Annotated in this window: 19 protein-coding genes; 18 read left to right on the plus strand and 1 reads right to left on the minus strand. The window is 38.3% G+C overall.

The genetic code is table 11. The annotated features are described in order from the left end of the window. Window positions 1-58 precede the first annotated feature (58 nt). The 8 genes from dnaE to V7121_RS15315 all read left to right on the plus strand — a co-directional run bounded on the left by dnaE (window position 59) and on the right by V7121_RS15315 (window position 11,057). Window positions 59-3,421, plus strand: a complete 3,363-nt coding sequence (gene dnaE, locus V7121_RS15280) for a DNA polymerase III subunit alpha (protein ID WP_335547107.1) — start codon at window positions 59-61, stop codon at window positions 3,419-3,421. A 126-nt stretch (window positions 3,422-3,547) separates the two neighbouring features. Further along, entirely contained in the window at window positions 3,548-4,786 is a 1,239-nt protein-coding gene (locus V7121_RS15285; protein ID WP_335547109.1) for an NAD(P)-dependent malic enzyme, read from the plus strand. Window positions 4,787-4,793: 7 nt separating this feature from the next. Then, a complete protein-coding gene (locus tag V7121_RS15290; RefSeq protein ID WP_335498931.1) occupies window positions 4,794-5,423 on the plus strand; it encodes a FadR/GntR family transcriptional regulator in 630 nt (209 codons plus the stop codon). A gap of 192 nt (window positions 5,424-5,615) precedes the next feature. Further along, the gene (gene accD, locus V7121_RS15295) at window positions 5,616-6,494 is read left to right on the plus strand and encodes an acetyl-CoA carboxylase, carboxyltransferase subunit beta (RefSeq protein WP_335498934.1); all 879 of its coding nucleotides are present in this window, start codon (window positions 5,616-5,618) and stop codon (window positions 6,492-6,494) included. After that, window positions 6,488-7,465, plus strand: a complete 978-nt coding sequence (gene accA, locus V7121_RS15300; RefSeq protein WP_335547111.1) for an acetyl-CoA carboxylase carboxyl transferase subunit alpha — start codon at window positions 6,488-6,490, stop codon at window positions 7,463-7,465. Before accD ends, accA begins: the two co-directional genes overlap by 7 nt. Before the next feature lie 300 nt (window positions 7,466-7,765). Continuing rightward, the gene (gene pfkA / locus V7121_RS15305; RefSeq protein WP_335498939.1) at window positions 7,766-8,725 is read left to right on the plus strand and encodes a 6-phosphofructokinase; all 960 of its coding nucleotides are present in this window, start codon (window positions 7,766-7,768) and stop codon (window positions 8,723-8,725) included. 58 nt (window positions 8,726-8,783) lie between these two features. Then, a complete protein-coding gene (pyk, locus tag V7121_RS15310) occupies window positions 8,784-10,547 on the plus strand; it encodes a pyruvate kinase (RefSeq protein ID WP_335498942.1) in 1,764 nt (587 codons plus the stop codon). 123 nt (window positions 10,548-10,670) lie between these two features. Then, on the plus strand, window positions 10,671-11,057 hold the full coding sequence (locus tag V7121_RS15315; RefSeq protein WP_335547113.1) for an FxsA family protein: 387 nt from the start codon (window positions 10,671-10,673) through the stop codon (window positions 11,055-11,057). Between the two features lie 48 nt (window positions 11,058-11,105). Here V7121_RS15315 and ytvI read toward each other — a convergent pair whose 3' ends face one another. Next, window positions 11,106-12,224, minus strand: coding sequence for a sporulation integral membrane protein YtvI (gene ytvI, locus V7121_RS15320; RefSeq protein WP_335547114.1), 1,119 nt, complete (start codon window positions 12,222-12,224; stop codon window positions 11,106-11,108). Window positions 12,225-12,433: 209 nt separating this feature from the next. Here ytvI and V7121_RS15325 point away from each other — a divergent pair, with 209 nt between their 5' ends. The 10 genes from V7121_RS15325 to ytaF all read left to right on the plus strand — a co-directional run bounded on the left by V7121_RS15325 (window position 12,434) and on the right by ytaF (window position 23,774). Further along, window positions 12,434-12,895 carry a DUF441 domain-containing protein gene (locus V7121_RS15325; protein ID WP_335498951.1) on the plus strand — a complete coding sequence of 154 codons (462 nt, stop codon included), beginning with the start codon at window positions 12,434-12,436 and terminating at the stop codon, window positions 12,893-12,895. A 274-nt stretch (window positions 12,896-13,169) separates the two neighbouring features. Continuing rightward, on the plus strand, window positions 13,170-14,288 hold the full coding sequence (gene citZ, locus V7121_RS15330; RefSeq protein ID WP_335547115.1) for a citrate synthase: 1,119 nt from the start codon (window positions 13,170-13,172) through the stop codon (window positions 14,286-14,288). Window positions 14,289-14,434: 146 nt separating this feature from the next. Next, complete coding sequence (gene icd / locus V7121_RS15335; RefSeq protein WP_335498957.1) at window positions 14,435-15,703, plus strand: NADP-dependent isocitrate dehydrogenase; 1,269 nt, start codon at window positions 14,435-14,437, stop codon at window positions 15,701-15,703. Window positions 15,704-15,795: 92 nt separating this feature from the next. Next, window positions 15,796-16,734 carry a malate dehydrogenase gene (gene mdh / locus V7121_RS15340; protein WP_335498959.1) on the plus strand — a complete coding sequence of 313 codons (939 nt, stop codon included), beginning with the start codon at window positions 15,796-15,798 and terminating at the stop codon, window positions 16,732-16,734. Window positions 16,735-16,815: 81 nt separating this feature from the next. Further along, window positions 16,816-17,292, plus strand: a complete 477-nt coding sequence (locus V7121_RS15345) for a MaoC/PaaZ C-terminal domain-containing protein (protein WP_335498962.1) — start codon at window positions 16,816-16,818, stop codon at window positions 17,290-17,292. A gap of 117 nt (window positions 17,293-17,409) precedes the next feature. Further along, complete coding sequence (locus tag V7121_RS15350; protein ID WP_335498965.1) at window positions 17,410-18,126, plus strand: response regulator transcription factor; 717 nt, start codon at window positions 17,410-17,412, stop codon at window positions 18,124-18,126. Further along, entirely contained in the window at window positions 18,123-19,541 is a 1,419-nt protein-coding gene (gene pnpS, locus V7121_RS15355) for a two-component system histidine kinase PnpS (protein WP_335547116.1), read from the plus strand. The genes V7121_RS15350 and pnpS overlap by 4 nt, the downstream gene beginning before the upstream one ends. A gap of 20 nt (window positions 19,542-19,561) precedes the next feature. Next, complete coding sequence (polA, locus tag V7121_RS15360; protein WP_335547118.1) at window positions 19,562-22,198, plus strand: DNA polymerase I; 2,637 nt, start codon at window positions 19,562-19,564, stop codon at window positions 22,196-22,198. A gap of 15 nt (window positions 22,199-22,213) precedes the next feature. Further along, window positions 22,214-23,041 (plus strand): DNA-formamidopyrimidine glycosylase, encoded by an 828-nt coding sequence (gene mutM, locus V7121_RS15365; protein ID WP_335547120.1) that lies wholly within the window; start codon window positions 22,214-22,216, stop codon window positions 23,039-23,041. A 97-nt stretch (window positions 23,042-23,138) separates the two neighbouring features. Beyond that, the gene (gene ytaF / locus V7121_RS15370; RefSeq protein WP_335498974.1) at window positions 23,139-23,774 is read left to right on the plus strand and encodes a sporulation membrane protein YtaF; all 636 of its coding nucleotides are present in this window, start codon (window positions 23,139-23,141) and stop codon (window positions 23,772-23,774) included. Window positions 23,775-23,795 lie beyond the last annotated feature (21 nt).

A 23,795-nucleotide genomic window follows, 5' to 3' on the forward strand; every position in this document is an offset into this window, starting at 1 on the left:
TTTAATCGATCTCGTTCTATAATAGAGGAAGAGATTATCGAATTAAGGGTGTGACAATATGTCTTTTATTCACCTGCATGTATATAGTGCATATAGTTTATTAACAAGTACGGCTTCTGTTTCGGATTTAATAAAAAGTGCACAGAAAAAAGGATTTTCATCAATTGCCTTGACGGATAGAAATGTCATGTACGGAACCATTGAATTTTATAAAATGTGCAAAAAAAATAACTTGAAACCCATTATTGGATTAACAGTGGACGTGGAAAGTGAGTACACTCCAACTGAGTCTTTTCCTTTGGTCTTACTCGCAGAAAATGATATTGGCTATAAAAATCTTTTAAAAATATCAAGTACCGTTCAAACAAAAACAGAAAATGGAATACCACAAAAATGGCTGAAACATTATTCTGCAGGCCTAATTGCGATTACACCTGGACTAGAAGGAGAAATTGAGCAGTCTATCATTAATGGCAACGAGGATATTGCAATAGGCATGATAAAAAAACTATCAGCTATTTTTGGCAGAGAGAGCTTTTTCCTTTCGGTTCAAAATCATCATCTGGAACAAGAAACAAAAATTAGAAAGACGTTCACGATGATTTCAAAAGAAATGAATATTCCTCTTGTGGCAACGAACCAAGTCTATTATCTAGAAAAAGATGATATGTTTGCCCATGAGTGTTTGTTAGCGATAAAAAATGGGGAAAAATTGCAGGATGATCATAGAGAAAAATTGGCAAATGATCAGTACTATCTAAAGACTTCGGAAGAAATGATAGAGCTCTTTGCTGATATTCCAGAAGCACTAGAGAATACGCTATGGATTGCAAATAGGTGTGACTTTAACATTGAATTAAATAAAACTTATTTACCTACCTTTCCTACGGAAAATGGAATGCCTGCAGAGAAATACCTTGAAATGTTGTGCCAACAAGGATTAAATGAACGGTTTCCCTCACCGTCACAGGAATACCATGAACGGTTATCTTATGAATTAACCGTGATTAAACGAATGAAGTTTAGCAACTATTTTTTAATTGTTTGGGATTTTATGAAATATGCAAGGGAACATGGAATTTTGACAGGACCTGGAAGAGGTTCAGCTGCTGGTTCACTCGTGGCTTATGTTTTATACATTACGGATGTTGATCCAATCGAGCATCAGCTATTATTTGAGCGCTTTTTAAATCCTGAGCGAATCTCTATGCCGGATATTGATATTGACTTTCCAGACCATCGCCGGGATGAAGTGATTAACTATGTAGCAGCAAAATACGGTGAACTGCATGTCGCTCAAATCGTTACCTTTGGAACGCTAGCTGCTAAAGCGGTTCTAAGAGATATCGGCAAGGTATTCGGCTTAAATTCAAAGGAACTCGAACATCTTTCAAGAATGATTCCATCTCGTTTAGGAATAGACCTAAAAGGTGCTTATAAAGAATCAGAAGCACTTAAAGCGTTTATTAAGGAAAGTCCGATGAATCAACGCCTTTTTGAAACAGCCTTAATACTTGAAGGTCTTCCGCGTCACACTTCCACCCATGCAGCAGGTGTCGTAATTAGTGAAAAACAACTTATCGACTTAATCCCCATTCAGAGAGGGTCTAACCATGTTTTTCTAACACAATTTTCAATGGAGCATTTGGAGGAAATCGGCCTCTTAAAAATGGACTTTTTGGGCTTGCGAAATCTTACCTTAATCGATTCCATTTTGTCCTCAATATTTCGAAAAACTGGTAGAAAAGTAAATATCAGTACGCTTCCATTAGATGATACATTGACCTTTAACCTGCTAGCTAAAGGGGAAACGACAGGTGTTTTTCAGCTTGAGTCAGAAGGAATGCGCAAGGTACTAACCCGTTTAAAGCCTTCTCGCTTTGAAGACATTGTCGCTGTCAATGCCTTATACCGACCAGGGCCAATGGAAAATATCCCGCTCTTTATTGATAGAAAACATGGCAGGCAGGCAGTTGAATATCCACACCCTGATTTGCAGCCCATCCTTGAGAACACATATGGAGTAATCGTTTATCAAGAGCAAATCATGCAAATTGCTTCAAAAATGGCTGGGTTCTCACTAGGGGAAGCTGACCTTTTAAGAAGAGCCGTAGGGAAAAAGAAAAAAGATGTACTTGATCAAGAGCGCAATCATTTTGTTGAGGGCGCCCTAAAAAAAGGTTATGAACAAGCATTAGCGAATGACATCTACGATTTAATTGTTCGCTTCGCAAACTATGGATTTAACAGAAGTCACGCTGTAGCCTATAGTATGATTGCTTATCAGTTGGCATTTTTAAAAGCCAATTATCCAGTTTATTTTATGGCTGGTCTGCTTACGTCGGCCATTGGCAATGATACAAAAATTGCTCAATATATTATGGAAACAAAGCAAAAAAATATAAATGTCTTGCCACCATCCATCAATCATAGCGGTTATTCTTTTCAAGTGGAACAAGAGGGGATTCGTTACAGTATGGCGGCTATTAAAAGTGTAGGGGCCGCTGCCTTAAAAGAAATTTTTCAAGCAAGGAAAAAGAAAAAATTTGCGGACTTATTTGATTTCTGTATACGTGTCTCCCCTAAAGCCATCAATCGAAAAACGATGGAATACCTTGTTCACTCCGGCAGCTTAGATGAATTTGGAGAGGACCGGGCCGTGTTACTTGCTAGTTTAGATGTGGCGATGGAGCATGCTCAAATATTTAAGCCAACTGACGATAACCAATTTGATTTATTTGAAGAAGAGTTCATACCCAAGCCTAAATATACGCAAGTCGACCCTATCAGCCAAGAGAATAAGCTGACCTTTGAGAAAGAAGCGCTAGGTTTTTATCTCTCAAATCATCCGATTTCGATATATGAAGAGCAATTGAGGCAGTGTGGGGCACTATCCTTATTTGGTAGGAAACCTAATAATCAGCGGTTGTTTACTGGAGTATATATCTCCTCGATAAAATCGATTCGTACCAAAAAAGGTGATTCGATGGCCTTTTTAACGGTAAGTGATTCGAGCGGTGAAATGGAAGCAGTGGCATTTCCTAATGTATACAAAAAATTTTCACACCTATTAGGGCATGGGAAGTTCGTGCTGCTTGAGGGGAAAATCGAAGACCGTGATGAAAAACAGCAAATGATCATTCAACAAGTTTTTCCATTGGGTGAATGGTTAAAAGCAAAAATGCCGCTGCAATCAGTGCTATATTTAAAAATCATCGAAGAAAAACAAGATGAGAAATTTCTACAAGAAATTCATCAGCTCCTAAAAGAAAATCCAGGAACAGCAACCCTGATCCTTCATTACGAAAAAAGCCGTAAAACTATTAAATTAGGGCCAGAAAATACTATCAATCCTACCCTCGAATTACTGCAATTATTAAGAAATCTACTTGGTCCAAAAAATGTAGTTTTGAAGGAATAATTCTTTACAACTATCCAAGATATGTTATATTGATAATGAGACAAGTGTGGTCTGACCACTATTTTCCAGGCTGCATTAAGTGGGATGGTTTATAAATTTTTGTAAAAATTTGAGGGGTGACATATCTTGACTTTACGTGAAGAAGCATTACATATGCATCGAATTAATAAAGGAAAGTTAGAGTCAAAGTCAAAAGTTTTAGTCCGAAATGCACACGATTTAAGTTTAGCCTATTCACCAGGTGTTGCAGAGCCATGTAAAGATATTTATGAAAAGCCAGAACTGGTCTACGAATATACCATGAAAGGGAATATGGTTGCTGTTGTTTCTGATGGAACAGCTGTTCTTGGACTTGGGAATATTGGACCTGAAGCTGCTCTCCCCGTAATGGAAGGGAAAGCCGTATTATTTAAAAGCTTTGCCGGTGTTGACGCGTTTCCCATTTGCTTAAACACTACTGATGTTGACAAAATTGTTGAAACCGTAAAATTGCTTGAGCCTACTTTTGGAGGCGTCAATCTTGAAGATATAGCTGCACCAAATTGTTTTGTAATTGAGGAAAGATTGAAAAAGGAAGCAAATATTCCAATCTTCCATGATGATCAGCATGGAACTGCTATTGTAACGGTAGCGGGTCTTGTAAATGCATTAAAGCTTATTGGGAAAAAGATGACTGAAATTAAAGTAGTCGCAAATGGCGCAGGTGCTGCGGGGATTGCAATTATTAAATTGTTATATAGTTATGGTGTTAGGGACATAATTATGTGTGATACTAAAGGAGCTATTTACGAAGGCCGTCCGCAAGGTATGAATGCGGTAAAGGCAGAGGTAGCTAAATTTACTAATCGAGATAATCTATCAGGCAGCCTTGAAGATGTAATAAAAGGTGCAGATGTTTTTATCGGTGTTTCCGTTGCAGGTGCACTTACCAAAGAAATGGTCGCTACAATGAATTGTGATTCGATTATTTTTGCAATGGCCAATCCTGTTCCTGAAATTATGCCGGAAGACGCAAAAGAAGCAGGAGCAAAAGTAGTGGGAACAGGTCGTTCTGATTTTCCAAACCAAGTTAACAATGTTCTTGCCTTTCCAGGAATTTTCCGTGGGGCACTTGATGTCCGTGCCACTCATATCAATGAAAAGATGAAAGTTGCAGCAGTAGAAGCAATTGCCAATCTAATTGGTCCAGATGAACTTAGTGCTGATTATGTTATTCCAGGACCTTTTGACCCGCGGGTTGCACCTGATGTTGCAGCTGCAGTTGCAAAAGCAGCCATGGAAACTGGCGTTGCCCGGATTAAGGTTGACCCAGAAGAAGTAAAAGAAAAAACAAAAAGGCTCGCTATTATTGGTAAAAGTGAGTGATCTGTGAGTGGAGAACAACACTAAAGTATATTTAGAGATTGTGAAGCAACTTCGGGATATGATTACCACTGATGGACTTAAAACTGGAGATAAAATTCCTTCTGAACGTGAATTGTCTGAGCGCCTGAATTTCGGGCGCTCTTCAGTTAGAGAAGCACTTAGAGGATTAGAACTGCTTGGACTAATTGAAACACGGCGTGGTGAAGGGACATTTATTCGTGATTTTCGGGGGCATCAATTGGTCCAGTTGCTTAGTACATTTATTTTGCAAGACGAAAAAGCGATACGAGATGTGTTGGAAACAAAGAACTTTATTGAGATGGATTGCCTTAGATTGGCGGTTCAAAAAATAGATGATAAGAAAATTGTAAACTTGAAAAATTGGGTGGATCAGCAAGAGGTTCTAAAGGATGATGAGTTTTTTAACCAAATTATTGAGATAGCCGATAATCACCTATTCTCTAGAATTTGGTCCATTTTAAAAGAATATTATCATTCCCAGGTCTCAATTAATCATGTCTATCACCGTAAAGACTATTTAATCTTACTGGCAGCATTGACTGAAAAGAATGAAGAGAAAACACTATCTGCATACTGCCATCTACGGAATTTGTCCGTTTTTAACGACAAATACTAACAGATTTTGAATCCACTTTAACTTATAGTGAAGTTTATCCAAGCCCTCATTCATGGGTGTTTTTATCTTTTGGTGGTCTGACCACCTCAAAGGCAAACAGGTATGAAGGAAGCAATAGTAAAAAAAATATAATTTGCAGTAGTAGGAGTAATATGCCATTTGGCGTTAATGTAGCACAAAGGAGGTTTAATTTTGGCGCTCAAAGATCTTTTTTCAAAAAACCAGACAAAAAAGAAGAAATACGCTCAAATACCGACGGAAATTGTAAAAAATGATGTTCCTGAAGGAATAATGACAAAATGCCCTTCATGTAAGAAAATCATGTATACTAAAGAATTGTTGAAAAACCTAAAAGTTTGTTTACATTGCGGACATCATTTTCCAATGAATTCGAAGGAACGTTTGGAGAGTTTCATTGATGAAGGAAGTTTTATTGAAATAAATGATGATATGATTTCTAAGAATCCATTAAATTTTCCTGACTATCTTGAAAAGTTAGAAAAGGACAGGAAAAAAAGTAAGTTAAATGAGGCTGTCGTTACCGGAATTGGAACAGTTAACGAACATAAGATTGTACTTGCAATTATGGATGCTTCGTTTCGAATGGGTAGTATGGGCTCTGTTGTCGGAGAAAAGATTACTCAGGCAATTGAAAAAGCGGATGAATTAAATGTTCCGTTTATCATTTTTACTGCATCAGGCGGGGCTAGAATGCAAGAAGGAGCTCTAAGCTTGATGCAAATGGCAAAAACGAGTGTGGCGTTAAAGAGGTTTAGTAATAATGGTGGATTAATCATATCAATTATGACACATCCAACTACGGGCGGGGTATCTGCGAGTTTTGCCTCATTGGGTGATTTCAACTTCTCTGAACCTGGTGCGCTGATTGCTTTTGCGGGCCGACGTGTTATTGAACAATCCATTCGTGAAGAATTGCCAGAGGATTTTCAAACGTCCGAGTTCCTTTTAAAACATGGTCAACTAGATGCGATCATCCATCGAAATGACTTAGTTGAGAAAATCACCAATATTCTAGATATCCATCAACCTGGAGGTGTGTTCAGATGGTAGGAGAATTAGATTTTGAACGCCCTGTAATTGAATTAAGAAAGAAAATAACTGATTTACAAGAGTTCACCAAAACAGCTGATGTTGATTTAAGTTCGGAGATTGCCAAACTAGAAAGAAGACTAGAAAAACTCGAACAGAGTATCTATGAAAACATTAAGCCTTGGGATAGAGTACAAATCGCTCGTCTGCCAAACCGACCGACCACGTTGGACTATATTCCCCATTTGTTTGAGAATTTCTTTGAATGTCATGGAGACCGAACCTTTGCTGATGATGAAGCAATTGTGGGCGGGATTGCCAAATATAGAGGATTACCTGTTACTGTGATTGGTCACCAGCGTGGCAAAGATACAAAAGAGAATATCCGCAGAAACTTTGGAATGCCCCATCCAGAAGGCTATCGAAAAGCGCTGCGATTAATGAATCAGGCGAATAAATTTAATCGTCCGATTATTTGTTTTATCGATACAAAGGGAGCCTATCCAGGTAAAGCGGCCGAAGAACGGGGACAAAGTGAAGCTATTGCACGTAATTTGTTTGAAATGGCAGGACTAAGGGTTCCAGTGGTTTGCATTGTTATTGGCGAAGGTGGAAGCGGCGGCGCACTTGCACTTGGAGTGGGTAATCGTATATATATGCTGGAGAATTCAACCTACTCGGTCATTTCCCCTGAAGGTGCGGCAGCTATCCTTTGGAAAGATGCATCTTTAGCAAAAAGTGCAGCTGAAACAATGAAAATAACGGCTCCTGATCTAAAAGAACTAGGTGTCATTGATGATATCATTCCTGAAATTAAGGGCGGAGCCCAAAAAGATATAGTCAAGCAAGCTGAAGAGATTGACAATGTACTGAAGAGAGCCTTGAAACAGCTTCTCGAGCTTTCAGAAGATGAACTAATCTCTGATCGATACAACCGTTTCAGAACAATCGGTGAATTCGCTACAAGCAATGAATACATTGGTGTAAATTAATTGAGAGTACTCTAGGGTACTCTTTTTTTTGTCATTCACAAATTGTTCACGAGAAATCCTCAAAAAAGGCAATGATGGCGTTTACAAACGAAAATTAAGCGTTTGCAGTTAACTGATTATTCCGCCTCTTATAATTACTAATACCCTTGGGTTGTTATAGTTATTTCTTCATGTTATTTTATAAATATTCGCGGGTTTTATGTAAATAATAAAAGAAGCAATTCAAAAACTCATCGTGCATTTATTTTACTACATATCATTGTATACATAATTTCCCAATACAAATTAGAGGTGATAGCTATGAAAAAAATAGGCGTACTTACTAGTGGCGGAGATGCTCCGGGGATGAATCCAGCTATTCGCGCTGTAGTTCGAAAAGCCATTTATCACAATGTGGAAGTATATGGTATTTACGGAGGTTATACAGGATTAATCTCTGGAAATATTAAGAAGCTTGAGCTCGGATCAGTTGGAGATATTATTCAACGTGGCGGGACCATGCTTCAATCAGCACGCTGCCCTGAATTTAAAACAAAAGAAGGTCAGCAAAAAGGGATTGAACAGTTAAGAGCGCATGGGATTGAAGGACTTGTTGTTATTGGCGGAGATGGTTCTTACCGTGGAGCAAAGGCATTAACAGAACAAGGCTATCCGTGTGTTGGAGTTCCAGGTACGATAGATAATGATATTCCCGGAACAGAACTTACGATTGGTTTTGATACAGCACTAAATACAGTAATTGATTCCTTAGATAAAATTCGTGACACTGCTACCTCACATGAAAGAACTTTTGTCATTGAAGTAATGGGAAGAAACGCTGGTGACATTGCTCTATGGGCAGGGTTAGCCGGTGGTGCAGAAACGATTTTGATTCCTGAAGTAGGTTACGACATGAATGATATAGTCGAAAAACTTCGCAAAGGGCAAGAACGCGGCAAAAAGCATAGTATTATTGTTGTTGCTGAAGGGGTATGCAGTGGTGTAGAGTTTGGAAAGCAAGTACAGGCTGCAACGAACTTTGATACGAGAGTTTCCGTCTTGGGACATATTCAACGTGGAGGCTCGCCAACTGCTGCAGACAGAGTCCTAGCTAGCCGATTGGGAGCAAGAGCAGTTGAGCTTTTAATTGAAGGAAAAGGCGGGCGTGCGGTAGGAATAGAAAAGAATCGCCTGGTCGACTATGATATTATTGAGGCACTTGGTCGTGAACATACTTTAGACCGCGATTTATACAAGCTTTCCATGGAATTATCTATATAATAAGAATTAATAACTTAAGAAATGGCATAGGTGCTGTTCTATTATAGGAGGAACAAGGATGTTACGAAAAACAAAAATTGTTTGTACGATTGGTCCTGCAAGTGAAAGTGTAGAAAAATTAACTCAATTAATTAACTCTGGTATGAACGTTGCTCGTTTGAATTTTTCACATGGTGATTTTGTAGAACACGGAGCAAGAATTCAAAATATCCGTGAAGCAGCAAAGCTTACTGGAAAAACAGTTGCGATCCTGCTTGATACGAAAGGTCCAGAAATTCGGACGAATAATATGCAAAACGGGGCAATTGAACTGCAAGCTGGAGAAAATATTATTGTCTCCATGACAGAAGTGGAAGGAACCTTAGATAAGTTTTCTGTAACATATCCTGGCTTAATTGAAGATGTACATGTAGGTTCAAAAATTCTTTTAGATGATGGATTAATTGGTTTAGAAGTTACGAACATTGATAAATCATCAAAGGAAATCCATACGAAAATTTTAAATAGCGGGACATTGAAAAATAAAAAAGGTGTAAACGTACCAGGTGTTTCTGTTAACCTGCCTGGTATTACCGAGAAGGATACACAAGACATTCTGTTTGGAATCGAACAAGGTATTGATTTTATTGCAGCTTCCTTCGTTCGTCGGGCAAAAGACGTACTAGAAATCCGACAACTCTTAGAAGAGAATAATGCAACTCATATCCATATCATTCCTAAGATTGAAAACCAAGAGGGCGTCGATAACATTGACGAAATCTTAGAAATTTCTGATGGTTTAATGGTAGCCCGTGGTGACCTTGGCGTTGAAATTCCTGCTGAAGAAGTTCCGCTTGTCCAAAAAATGTTAATTAAGAAATGTAATGCACTTGGAAAACCTGTAATTACTGCTACACAAATGCTTGATTCAATGCAAAGAAATCCACGACCTACACGCGCTGAAGCAAGTGATGTAGCGAATGCGATTTTTGATGGCACAGATGCGATTATGCTTTCTGGTGAAACGGCAGCAGGTCAATATCCAGTTGAAGCAGTACAAACAATGCACAATATTGCTTCGAGAGCGGAATCTGCATTAGATCATAAAGAAATTCTTTCAAGCCGCAGTAAAGATACCGAACATAATCTGACCGATGCAATTGGACAATCTGTTGCACATACTGCATTAAATCTTGAAGTGAAATCAATTATTACCCCAACAGAAAGTGGACATACGGCAAGAATGATTTCTAAATATCGTCCAAAAGCAGCAATCGTTGCGGTAACTTCAATCGAACAAGTTTGCCGTCGTCTTTCCCTTGTTTGGGGTGTATACCCGCAGTTTGGAAATGTTGCGACTACAACAGACGAGATGCTGGATAATGCAGTCGAAGCCAGCTTAACTAGCGGTATCGTGAACCGTGGTGATTTAGTAGTAATTACTGCTGGTGTGCCAGTCGGTGAGGCTGGAACTACCAACCTAATGAAAATCCATGTAGTCGGTGATATTATTACAAGAGCACAAGGAATTGGGCGTAGGTCTGCATTTGGTAAAGTAGTAGTCGCGCACGATGCTAAGGAAGCTCTAGAAAAAGTAAAACCAGGTTCGATTCTAGTCACTATCGGAACTGATCGTGACATGATGCCTGCTTTAGAAAAATGTGCAGCTGTTATTACACAAGAAGGTGGATTAACAAGCCATGCTGCTGTTGTTGGTTTAAACCTAAGTCTGCCAGTGATTGTTGGAGTAGATAATGCCTTAGAATTATTTAAAGATGGGCAAGAAATTACCGTTGATGCTACAAGAGGAGTAATTTACAACGGCCACGCTAGTGTCCTATAAAAAAATAATTGTAAACAAAGCGAAGAGGGGACCCTTCTTCGCTTTGCCTTTAGGAAAACCAATGACAAAATAATCCCCATTCGTAATATAATGAGAATAAGCTTTTTGAAAAGGGGACAAGCGATGCGCTATTTATTTTTGTTGATTATTTTAATTCCAGCTCTTGATATAAGCTTATTGCTAGTATCAGGAAAGGCGATTGGTTTATGGCCGACCATTGCACTTATCATCTTGACAGGGATCCTTGGAGCATATTTAGCTAAAAGAGAGGGTCTGCAAACTATCAGAAGGGTACAGGAACAATTAAGCTATGGCCAACTTCCTGGAGATGCTTTATTAGATGGAATATGCGTATTAATCGGTGGAACACTGCTCTTAACGCCTGGATTTATTACAGATATAACTGGATTCTTTTTCCTTTTTCCGCCATCCCGAAAGGCGATAAAATCTTTTATCATAAAAATGTGGCAAAGAAGGATTAATAAAGGGAGAATAAAAATAATAAAATAAAGTCAGCTCCCGTTTATTTTTAGGAGCTGACTTTTTTCCTTAAAAGCATTATATTTCTTCCTTCCCCATAATAAATCCCCATAAATCATGAAAAACCTTAGCACGATGTAAAGTACTAATGACCACAAGTGTTACAGGTCCAACAATTAATCCTAATAAACCAATTAATTTAAACCCCACGAATAAGGCAATAAGTGTGGCTAATGGGTCCAGGCCAATATTGGATGACAGTATTTTTGGCTCCATGATTTGCCGTTGCACGAGGACAACAATATATAGAACACCTAAACCAATAGCTAGACCCATATTCCCTCCAATAGCTACATAGATAATCCATGGAACAAAAACCGCACCTGTGCCTAAATAGGGAATAATATCGACAATCCCAGTAATTAAAGCGATGGTAATCGCATAGTCCACTCGAAGAATTAGCAAGCCAATTAGAATGATCACTGTAGTAATTGAAATTAGGGTTAGTTGGGCTTTAATAAAACCAAATAGCGCCTTTTTTAAGTCGATAAAAACAGAGCGGCTGCTTTTTTTGGCTCTCTCAGGCAAAAGTCTGCCACCGAGAGTTGATAAGCGGTACCAATCCTTACTGATGAAAAACGTAGCTAATAAAGAAAAAATTAATACAGTCGCGGCATTCGGAAGCCAAGCGATTATATTGGGGATAATTCCAAATAGACTTTGAATAAAACTGCCGACAGTTGTACCAATTCTGGTCCCAACATTTTGAATATTACTAATAATCGTATCTTGTTGCCCTGAATCAAGTTTTTTAAACACACCCGATAATTGATCGTATATCGGTAAGATTTGGGCAGTGAAATACTTCTCAATATACTCAATTAGAGTATCGAGATGTTCTGGTACGACCGTAGATAAATAATTTGCTCCAGATACAATTTCCGCTACTAAGAGTGTAATAAGTCCAGCAAATAAAGCAAAAATAATAATTAGTGCAATAAAAACTGCTAATGCACGATGCATTCTCGCCTTTCTTTCAAAAATATCGACAAGTGGATTTATTAAAAAAGCAATTAATAATCCAATTAAAAATGGATAGGTCACTTTTGATAAATAATATAAAAACAGTAGTCCCAACACAATCGCACCAATGACAATTATGAAGCGTATCGTTCGGAATAAATACTTTAGATTCAAAGGAAGTTCCTCCCTCATTATGCAATTAGCATATTTCTAGTTTAACATCTTCTGAATAATCTGCATAATCTTCTAAATAAATAAAATTTATATTACCAACATTTTTTGCTTGGAATGTGTAAAAGAATAGATCATAAATTGCTTAAACATTAGTTTCACTCTTAACAATCCATTATGTTACGATAATTTTTATAAAGGAAGGTGAAAAAATGCTAAATGAGTCTGTACTATTTTTACTATTATTGCTAGTCATTGGGTTTTTCGCCAAAAATAGTTCTTTAATGATTGCGATTGCTGTCCTTCTTGCGTTAAAGATTGGAGGATTAGATACCAAAGCTTTTTCGTTTATCCAGTCAAAAGGAATTAATTGGGGAGTAACTATTATAACTGTAGCAGTTTTAGCACCGATTGCCAGTGGAGATATTGGTTTTAAGGACTTAACGGGAGCATTTAAATCCTCTTATGCATGGATTGCCCTCATCTCAGGTATGCTGGTTGCATTGCTTGCAAAAGGAGGAGTAAAGCTGTTAGCTGATGATCCACAAATTACGACAGCTTTGGTCCTTGGTACGATTCTCTCTGTGTCAATTTTCAAAGGTGTTGCAGTCGGCCCATTAATTGGTGCTGGGATAGCATACACTGCAATGAGAATTTATAGTTTTTTCACGTAGATTTTTTGTAAAATAATATTTTTTTGCACTTTTCGAATCCTTTTCGTTCACAAAAATCTGATAATTGTTTATAATAGGCTTGTAAGCGTATCCTTTTTTACATAAACCACATATATATGCTAAATTGCTTATAAACTAATTTATGCCCAAAGGAATAGCATTTTAATTGTTTGTTTTTTGCCGAGCAATCGCTCAGTCAATTTAATGGATGAATCAGGGGAATAACTTGTTTTACTGGTATGGGGAAATTTAGAATGAGAAGGAGAGATTTACTATGACAGTAACACGCGGTCTTGAAGGGGTAGTGGCAACAACTTCCTCCATCAGCTCAATTATTGATGACACACTTACCTATGTTGGCTATGACATTGACGATTTAGCTGTGAACGCTAGTTTTGAAGAGGTAATTTATTTATTATGGCATTTAAAGTTACCGAATGCTGAACAATTAGCAGAATTGAAACAACAACTTTCAGAAAATGCTGCTTTGCCACCGGAAGTAATTGAGCATTTTAAGATGTACCCAATTGAAAAGGTACACCCAATGGCAGCTCTGCGTTCAGCGGTGTCTCTTTTAGGTTTGTATGATGAGGAAGCAGATTTAATGGACACAGATTCGAATTATCGAAAAGCAATTCGTCTTCAAGCAAAAATGCCTGCGATAGTCGCTACATTTGCCCGTGTTAGAAAAGGGCTCGAGCCAATTGCCCCTAAACCAGAATTAAGCTTTGCAGCTAATTTCCTATATATGTTGACTGGTAAGGAACCTGAAGCTATTGCTGAAGAAGCGATTAATAAAGCGCTCGTATTACATGCGGACCATGAGTTGAATGCATCTACATTTACGGCACGTGTATGTGTGGCTACATTATCTGATGTATATTCTGGAGTAACCGCTGCAATCGGAGCCCTTAAAGGACCATTACATGGTGGCGCGAATGAAGCTGTAATGAAAATGCTAAAAGAAATTGGTACGTTGGAAAACGTAGAGCCTTATGTACGTGGAAAGCTTGAGAAAAAAGAAAAAATCATGGGCTTTGGCCATCGTGTCTATCGAAATGGAGACCCACGTGCCAAACATTTGAGAGCAATGTCTAAAAAATTAACTGAACTTACAGGCGAACCACATTGGTATGATATGTCTGAAAAGATTGAAAGTATTGTTACTGGTGAAAAGAAATTACCGCCTAATGTGGATTTCTATTCTGCTTCTGTCTATCACAGCTTAGGAATTGATCATGATTTAATGACACCAATTTTTGCTGTAAGCAGGGTATCAGGATGGCTTGCTCATATTCTCGAACAGTATGAAAATAATCGTCTAATCCGCCCTCGTGCAGATTATACTGGTCCTGGAATGCAAAAGTATGTTCCAATTAATCAGCGAGGTTAATATTTACTTTTGTTTGAATAATTGGTCTAATAGATATGTATGAGAAGGTTAGAGACTCAAATCTCTAACCTTTGATAAGACAAAGGGAGAACTAGATGTAATTTCTTAATTTTGCTTGTTTTACATAATAGGAGGGAGAATCAACTATGCTAGGCGAAAAAATCACAGTTTCAAACGGAGTATTAAACGTACCAAACAATCCAATTATCCCATTTATCGAGGGGGACGGAATTGGACCTGATATTTGGGCTGCTTCCGAAAGAGTTTTAAATGCAGCTGTTGAAAAAGCATATAAAGGGGAACGCAAACTAATTTGGAAAGAAGTTTTAGCAGGTGAAAAGGCATTTAACCAAACTGGTGAGTGGCTTCCAAAAGAAACACTTGATGTAATCAATGAATACTTGATTGCCATCAAAGGACCATTAACTACACCTGTTGGCGGGGGAATTCGCTCATTAAACGTTGCACTTAGACAAGAATTAGATTTGTTTGTTTGCTTACGTCCAGTAAGATGGTTCGAAGGTGTTCCTTCACCTGTTAAGCGTCCACAAGACACTGATATGGTCATTTTCCGTGAGAACACTGAAGATATCTATGCTGGTATTGAATATGAAAAAGGTACAGAAGCAGCAAGAAAGGTCATTGACTTCTTACAAAACGAAATGGGTGTTAAGAAAATCAGATTCCCTGAAACATCAGGTATCGGAATTAAGCCTGTTTCTGAAGAAGGAACAACCCGCCTAGTACGTGCTGCAATTAACTATGCGATTAAAGAAGGCCGGAAGTCAGTTACACTCGTGCACAAAGGAAATATCATGAAATTTACTGAAGGCGCGTTTAAAAACTGGGGCTATGAACTTGCTGAAAAGGAATTCGGTGATAAAGTATTTACATGGGCTCAATATGACCGCATTAAAGCGGAGCAAGGGTCAGAAGCAGCTAATAAAGCTCAGGCAGATGCAGAAACAGCTGGCAAAATCATCGTAAAAGATGCGATTGCGGATATCTTCCTACAGCAAATCCTTACACGTCCACGTGAGTTTGATGTGGTTGCAACGATGAACTTAAATGGAGATTTCATTTCTGATGCACTTGCAGCACAAGTAGGCGGTATTGGTATTGCACCAGGCGCCAACATTAACTATGAAACAGGACATGCAATTTTTGAAGCAACACATGGTACTGCACCTAAATATGCAGGATTAGATAAAGTAAACCCTTCTTCAGTAATTTTATCAGGCGTGCTCTTACTTGAGCACTTAGGCTGGAATGAAGCTGCTGATATGGTAATTAAATCAGTTGAAAAGACAATTGCTTCCAAAGTGGTAACTTATGACTTCGCTCGTTTAATGGACGGAGCAACAGAAGTAAAAACTTCTGAATTTGGTGACGAACTTATTAAGAACATGGAGTAAAAGGTTTAATGCAGAGGGGACTGTTCAGTTAGTAGTCCCTCCTGCATTTTAAGATTTAAATCCACTAAAAAAGTTCAAAGGGGAGAGCCATAATGTCATTAAAGCGTAAAAAGGTATCTGTAATCGGCGGAGGATTTACTGGGGCGACAACGGCATTTTTACTAGCACAAAAGGAACTGGGAGATGTAGTTCTTGTTGATATCCCACAAATGGAAAACCCAACAAAAGGTAAAGCATTAGACATGCTTGAAGCGAGTCCGGTACAAGGCTTTGATTCCAATATTACTGGTACTTCAAATTATGAGGATACTCGTGATTCAGATATCGTGGTGATCACAGCTGGTATTGCCCGTAAACCTGGGATGAGCCGTGATGATTTAGTTCAAACAAACCAAAAGGTTATGAGAAGTGTTACACAGGAGATTGTAAAGTATTCTCCAAACTGTACGATTCTAGTTTTAACTAACCCGGTAGATGCGATGACATACACAGTATTCAAAGAATCAGGCTTCCCTAAAAACCGTGTCATTGGTCAATCTGGTGTGCTTGACACTGCCCGTTTCCGTACGTTTGTTGCTCAAGAATTAAATCTTTCAGTAAAAGACATTACAGGTTTCGTATTGGGTGGACATGGTGATGACATGGTTCCGCTTGTACGTTACTCTTACGCTGGTGGCATTCCGCTAGAAACTCTAATCCCTAAAGACCGCCTAGAAGCAATCGTAGAACGCACCAGAAAAGGCGGCGGTGAAATTGTTAACCTTCTCGGAAATGGCAGTGCTTATTATGCACCTGCTGCTTCATTAGTTGAAATGTGTGAAGCAATCCTTAAAGACCAACGCCGCGTTCTACCTTCCATTGCTTATCTTGAAGGTGAATTTGGTTATGATGGCATTTACTTAGGTGTACCAACAATCCTTGGTGCAAATGGTATTGAAAAAGTAATCGAGCTTGAACTAACTGCTGACGAAAAAGCTGCTTTAGATAAATCAGTTGAATCTGTTCGCAATGTTATGCAAGTATTAGCTTAATTTAGCTGGAATTCGGGGTTACATTGGTTCCCCGAATTTCTTTGCATATAAATGAAATCGCTTACATGGAGGTGGAACTTTATGCTTTTAGGTAAAAAGAGAAAGTTAGGCCGAAAGATTGAAGAAATTACTGTTGGTGAAAAATTATCTATGACTGAAAAAGTTGAAGACAAGGACATCCTTCTATATTTAGGATTAACAGACGATGCGAATCCGCTTTATATTCAGCATGATTATGCTTCACAAACTCCTTTTGAAAAACCAATCGTGCCAAGTATTATGTTGACAGGTATGATTACATCAGCAATTTCAAAATATTTACCTGGGCCAGGCAGCCACATATTAAGCCAAGAAATTGAATTTCCAAAGCCTGTTTACCATTATGGAACAGTCGAGTTTTTGTTTGAAGTGATTGAAGTAGTTAGAGATGAACATACTATTGTGATAAGTGTAGCAGGAACTAATGAAAAAGAGGGGACAGTAATAAAAGGCAAAGTTAAAGTTTGTCCTCCACATCGGTTAGAGGAAATCCATGGAAAAACATTAGACAACTTTTAGAAATGACCAAAAGGAATGTGACCTGTGCACGTTCCTTTTTTGTTAAAGTTTTGTAAAACTAGATAATAACCAATCTTTATTATTATAATGGAGGTAACAAATAAAGCGGGGGTTATTATGAAAAATAGAGTACTTGTTGTTGATGACGAACAGTCTATCGTTACTTTGCTTCAATATAACTTAGAGCAGGCTGGGTTTGAAGTATTAACAGCCATGGATGGGGAAGAGGGAAAACAGATTGCTGAGACACAGGCACTTGATATTCTTGTTTTAGATCTAATGCTGCCTAAATTAGATGGTATGGAGGTATGTAAACAGCTAAGGCAAAAGAAAATCATGACTCCAATCTTAATGTTAACAGCAAAAGATGATGAGCTCGATAAAATCCTCGGTTTGGAACTTGGCGCTGATGATTACATGGTAAAGCCATTCAGTCCAAGAGAAGTCATTGCACGTGTCAAAGCAATTCTAAGAAGGACACAAGTCCAAACGGAATCTACAAACGTAAGTAAGGAAGAAACGAGACAACTAAAAATAGGTAATTTAACAATCGACCCTGAAAAATATGAGGCCTATTTTAACGAAGATCTTTTGGAGTTAACCCTAAAGGAATTTGAATTGCTCCTTTATCTCGCCCAAAATAAAGGGCGCGTGTTGACACGCGATCAATTACTTAGTGCCGTTTGGAATTATGACTTTGCGGGCGATACTAGAATTGTCGACGTACATATATCTCATTTGCGAGAAAAAGTTGAAGTGGACACGAAAAAGCCAGCCTATATTAAAACGATACGCGGCTTGGGCTACAAACTGGAGGAGCCAAAAGGAGAATGACCAAATTCCGTAAAGGACTACTAATATCACTAATCCTTTTAATTATTACACTATTAGTTGGTTTAGGAATCCTATTAGGTCAATTTTTTAAAAGCTATTACTTAGAATCCTTAAATCAACAGCTTAAAATAGAAATCTTGTGGATTCTTTCCGCTTGCCTAGGGATTGCCATTATAATTATTATTTTCTTATGTGTAAGAATTACCTCTAAGTATACAAAACCAATTGAAGCGGCAACAAACGTTGCAATTGAATTGTCGAAAGGTAATTACCGCGCACGAACCAAAGTTAATCGTTTAGATGAGACAGGGATGCTTGGGTCATCAATCAATATGCTTGCTGAAAATCTTCAAGCACTCGTAAAAGCACAAGAAATGCAGCAGGACAGGCTTAGTGCATTAATCGAAAATATGGGAGCAGGGCTAGTCTTAATAGACAGTCGAGGGTACATAAATTTAATTAATAAAGGTTTTATTGATATTTTTCACGTGAATTCAGCAGATTATTTAAACAAACTATACTATGAGGTTATTGAATATGACGAAATCTGTCAGTTAGTTGCTGAAGTTTTTCGGACGGAAAAGAAGGTTAGCAAGCACATACTTGTTCCATTATTCATTGAAAGAAGATATTTTGTTGTTTATGGGGTTCCGATTATTGGGACAAATAATGTTTGGAAAGGGGTATTGCTTGTTTTTCATGATATAACGGAAATTAAAAAACTCGAGCAAATGCGAAAGGATTTTGTTGCCAATGTATCGCATGAATTGAAAACCCCAGTTACTTCTATTAAAGGATTTACTGAAACTCTATTAGATGGTGCTATGAATAATCAAGAAACCTTGGAAACATTTCTTTCTATTATTTTAAAAGAAAGTGATCGCCTGCAAACCCTTATCCATGACCTATTAGAACTTTCAAAAATAGAACAGCAGGGCTTTATATTAAATCTGCAAGAATTAGATTTGTATGTGTTATTAGATGAGGTTATTACCATGCTAACTGGAAAAGCACAAGAAAAGAATATTGAGCTTGAACTGGTTTGTAAGCAAAATCAAGTGATGGTCCAAGGTGATTTGGATCGTTTAAAACAAGTGTTTATTAACTTAATCGGCAATGCGATTACATATACCCCGCCGGAAGGTAATGTGACCATTATCCTTCTTGAACCTCGCGGAAAGGTTCGAATCCATGTGAAAGACTCAGGGGTCGGCATTAGTAAAGAAGAAATTCCGAGGATTTTTGAACGTTTTTACCGTGTTGACCGAGCGAGAAGCCGAAATTCAGGTGGGACCGGACTTGGTTTAGCAATTGTTAAACATCTAGTCGAAGCACATCATGGTAACATAACTGTGAGAAGTAATTTGGGTGAAGGAAGCGAATTTATTATTGAACTACATAAATATTTAACGTGATTTCTGGAAGGTGGATATGAATGGATAAGAAAAAACTTGTACTTATTGATGGAAATAGTATTGCTTACCGAGCATTTTTTGCTTTGCCGCTGCTTAATAACGATAAAGGTATCCACACGAATGCCGTATATGGCTTTACGATGATGCTGATGAAAATTCTTGAGGATGAAAAACCGAGCCATATTCTTGTGGCATTTGATGCTGGAAAAACGACCTTCCGCCATAAAACCTTTACTGAATATAAAGGCGGAAGGCAAAAAACTCCACCTGAACTATCTGAACAATTCCCCTTTATCCGTGATCTTCTTGATGCTTATGGGATCTCTAGATATGAACTGGAGAATTATGAGGCCGATGATATTATTGGTACCCTGTCATTAAGTGCTGAAAGGGATGGCTATGAAGTAAAGGTAATCTCAGGTGACAAGGATTTAACTCAGCTCTCCTCGCCCACGACAACGGTTGGGATAACCCGCAAAGGAATTACGGACATTGAAGAATATACCCCTGAACATGTTGCTGAAAAGTATGGACTAACACCTGAGCAAATTATTGATATGAAAGGGTTAATGGGAGATCCTTCCGATAATATTCCGGGAGTCCCTGGCGTTGGTGAAAAGACAGCAATCAAACTATTAAAGGAATTCACCACACTTGAAAATTTATTAAACTCTATTGATCAGGTAAATGGTAATAAGCTGAAAGAGAAGCTGGAGGAATTTAAGAATCAAGCACTAATGAGCAAAGAGCTTGCTACGATTGAAAGACAAGCACCTATAGAGGTGGATTTAGAAAACATCGCTTATGAGGGTTTTACTCGCGAAAAATTAGTAGCCTTATTCAAAGAATTAGGTTTTCATTCGTTATTGGACAAACTAGGAGAAAGTACGGACCCAACGGAAGAACCAGAATTAGAGGAAATCGAGTTTTTAACTCCAGCAGAAATTACCGAAGAGATGTTTGCTGACAATAATTATTTTTATGTAGAATTATTGGATGATAATTATCATTATGCAGAGGTCATCGGTTTTTCCCTTGTTAATGAAAAGGGCCATTTCTACTTGCCGACAGATCAGGCCCTGCAATCGGAAGCCTTTAAAAAATGGGCGGAGGATGAGAGTAAAAAGAAGACAGTCTATGATGCCAAGCGGTCTGAAGTTTCGTTAAGAAGATATGGCATTCATTTAAAGGGGGTCAATTTTGATATCCTAATGGGTGCATATATCATAAATCCATCGGAAAACATTGAAGACCTCGCCGCGATTACCAATCGATTCCATTTTCATAAAATCCAATCAGATGAATCCTTTTATGGGAAGGGAGCCAAACGTAAAGTCCCTGAGGCATCAAAACTTGCAGAGCATCTTGTCCGAAAAAGTCTTGCCATGTTTGATATCAAAGAAAAACTAGAAGATGAATTAAGAAAAAATGAACAATATGAATTATTTACCGAACTCGAAATGCCATTATCGCTTATTTTAGCAGATATGGAATCATGCGGGATTAAAGTGGAACAGGAACGCCTTCAAACGATGGGCAAAGAGCTGAATGACAGATTGATTGAAATCGAAGAAAAAATTTGTGAATTAGCAGGTGAAAAGTTTAATATCAACTCGCCGAAACAACTGGGTGTGATTTTATTTGAAAAGTTAAATCTACCCACACTAAAGAAAACAAAAACAGGTTATTCAACATCAGCAGATGTGTTAGAAAAACTAGCTGAGGACCATGAAATTATTGAATACATCCTTCTTTACCGACAATTAGGCAAGCTTCAATCTACATATATAGAAGGGTTACTCAAGGTTATTAATCCTGAAACAGGAAAAGTCCATACAAGATATCAACAAACCTTAACGGCGACAGGGCGGTTAAGTTCGATTGATCCAAACTTGCAAAATATACCAATTCGCTTGGAAGAAGGCAGGAAAATTCGCCAAGCTTTTGTTCCCTCTGAAGAAGGATGGATTATTTTTGCTGCAGACTACTCCCAGATTGAACTTCGGGTTCTTGCAGATATTGCGGGTGATGAAAAGCTGATTCAAGCATTTAAGGACGATATGGATATTCATACGAAAACGGCGATGGAGGTTTTCCATGTCAGTGCAGATGAAGTCACATCAAATATGCGGAGGCAGGCAAAAGCGGTTAACTTTGGAATTGTTTACGGAATCAGCGACTACGGTCTTTCCCAATCGTTAGGAATAACGAGGAAAGAGGCAGGGCAATTCATTGAGCGTTATCTTGATACCTATCCTGGAGTAAAGCAATATATGGATGACATTATCTATTCAGCAAAACAGAAAGGGTATGTTTCGACAATCATGCAAAGGAGAAGGTATCTTCCTGAAATTACTGCTCGTAATTTTAACCTAAGGAGCTTCGCCGAAAGAACAGCTATGAATACTCCCATCCAAGGCAGCGCTGCTGATATTATAAAAAAGGCAATGATTGATATGGATGAAGCCTTAAAGGACATGGGTTTAAAGACAAGACTATTACTTCAGGTGCACGATGAATTAATTTTTGAGGCTCCTGAGGAAGAATTAGAAACCTTAAAGAAGCTAGTTCCAGATGTGATGGAAAATGCACTAGAATTGAAGGTGCCGTTGAAAGTGGATTACGCCTTCGGACCAACTTGGTTTGACGCGAAATAAAAGGAGGGGGCTTTATTGCCGGAACTTCCAGAAGTAGAAACGGTCAGGAAGACATTAAAAAAATTAGTGGTTAATAAGACAATCAAGGATATAATGATCTATTGGCCTAAAATCATTAAAAACCCACTTGAAATAGAACAATTTGTCGATGCCTTGATTGGAGAAACTATTGTTGATGTGGGAAGAAGAGGGAAATTTTTAATTATCTATACTAGAAACTTCGCCTTAGTTTCCCATTTGCGAATGGAAGGGAAATACGGTCTCTATCCGAAGGAGGAGCCTTTTGATAAACATACGCATGTTCTCTTTCACTTTACAGATGGGACGGAGTTAAGGTATCGGGACGTTCGAAAGTTTGGAACCATGCATCTCTATAAAAAAGGCGATGAATTCTTAACTGAGCCGCTAATAGGACTTGGACCTGAACCTTTTTCAGAGGATTTTACCATTGATTATTTGGCAAGTAGGCTAGAAAAAACGAATCGAAAAATAAAAACGGCCCTATTAGACCAAAAAGTTTTTGTCGGACTTGGAAATATCTATGTTGATGAAGCGCTTTTTCGTGCGGGTATCCACCCCGAGCGACTTGCCAATACACTAAATAAAAATGAAATAACCATCCTTCACCGTGAGATTGTTGCCACCTTGAGCGAAGCTGTCAAAAAGGGTGGTAGTACAATTCGATCCTATGTTAACTCACAAGGAGAAATTGGGATGTTCCAGCTTGAATTATTTGCTTACGGCCGGAACGGGGAAGAGTGTAAACGATGCGGAACCCCTTTAGAAAAAATGACTGTCGGAGGCAGAGGGACTCATTACTGCCCAAAATGCCAAAAGCTCTAAGTTCAAAATGATAAAGTGAAATAGAATAAGATTAACAATGGATGGGCTCCTGCCATATACTATCGTAATGATTTTGGAGGAAGGAGCCCTAGACATCATGGTTCAGTTGTTATCACTTCTCATCCTTGCGTTTGCCCTCAGTCTTGATAGCTTTAGCGTGGGGTTTACCTATGGACTAAGAAAAATGGTTATGCCGCTCAGGTCAATCATTATTATTGCTAGTTGCTCGGCTATTTCGTTAATGATTGCCGTCTCCATTGGACATGGACTTGAAAAAGTTCTTTCCACGCGCGTCACTTCAAGCCTCGGGGGAATCATTTTAATCGCTCTAGGTGCATGGGTTTTGTATCAATTTTTTAGGCCAGAAAAAGAAAAAGATGTAATAAATCATGAAAAAACAATCGTCAACTTCGAAATCAAATCCCTAGGCTTAGCCATTAACATATTGAAAAAGCCAATGTCGGCAGATTTTGATTTATCTGGTACGATTACTGGGGTCGAAGCGTTAATGTTAGGATTTGCCTTATCATTAGATGCTTTTGGAGCTGGAATAGGCGCAGCGATGCTTGGATACTCTCCTATTTATTTAGCACTGACTGTCGCATTAATGAGCTCGTTGTTTGTCTTATTAGGGATAAAGAGTGGAACTTTTTTTCATAAATTTGATTGGATTCAAAAGTTCACCTTTTTGCCGGGGATTTTATTAATTATTATTGGGATATGGAAATTATAAAAACGAAAGCGCCCGTATAGC

It is taken from the genome of Neobacillus drentensis (genome assembly GCF_036962125.1).
In the GTDB taxonomy this organism is placed as follows: domain Bacteria; phylum Bacillota; class Bacilli; order Bacillales; family Cytobacillaceae; genus Neobacillus; species Neobacillus drentensis_B.

Excerpts from the sequence above, each read along its gene's own strand:
- citZ (WP_335547115.1), top strand. The coding sequence starts at position 13,170 with ATGACAGTAACACGCGGTCTTGAAGGGGTAGTGGCAACAACTTCCTCC.
- pnpS (WP_335547116.1), top strand. The coding sequence starts at position 18,123 with ATGACCAAATTCCGTAAAGGACTACTAATATCACTAATCCTTTTAATT.
- mdh (WP_335498959.1), top strand. The coding sequence starts at position 15,796 with ATGTCATTAAAGCGTAAAAAGGTATCTGTAATCGGCGGAGGATTTACT.
- accA (WP_335547111.1), top strand. The coding sequence starts at position 6,488 with ATGGTAGGAGAATTAGATTTTGAACGCCCTGTAATTGAATTAAGAAAG.
- polA (WP_335547118.1), top strand. The coding sequence starts at position 19,562 with ATGGATAAGAAAAAACTTGTACTTATTGATGGAAATAGTATTGCTTAC.
- V7121_RS15350 (WP_335498965.1), top strand. The coding sequence starts at position 17,410 with ATGAAAAATAGAGTACTTGTTGTTGATGACGAACAGTCTATCGTTACT.
- V7121_RS15325 (WP_335498951.1), top strand. The coding sequence starts at position 12,434 with ATGCTAAATGAGTCTGTACTATTTTTACTATTATTGCTAGTCATTGGG.
- pfkA (WP_335498939.1), top strand. The coding sequence starts at position 7,766 with ATGAAAAAAATAGGCGTACTTACTAGTGGCGGAGATGCTCCGGGGATG.
- pyk (WP_335498942.1), top strand. The coding sequence starts at position 8,784 with ATGTTACGAAAAACAAAAATTGTTTGTACGATTGGTCCTGCAAGTGAA.
- V7121_RS15315 (WP_335547113.1), top strand. The coding sequence starts at position 10,671 with ATGCGCTATTTATTTTTGTTGATTATTTTAATTCCAGCTCTTGATATA.
- dnaE (WP_335547107.1), top strand. The coding sequence starts at position 59 with ATGTCTTTTATTCACCTGCATGTATATAGTGCATATAGTTTATTAACA.
- V7121_RS15345 (WP_335498962.1), top strand. The coding sequence starts at position 16,816 with ATGCTTTTAGGTAAAAAGAGAAAGTTAGGCCGAAAGATTGAAGAAATT.
- icd (WP_335498957.1), top strand. The coding sequence starts at position 14,435 with ATGCTAGGCGAAAAAATCACAGTTTCAAACGGAGTATTAAACGTACCA.
- ytaF (WP_335498974.1), top strand. The coding sequence starts at position 23,139 with ATGGTTCAGTTGTTATCACTTCTCATCCTTGCGTTTGCCCTCAGTCTT.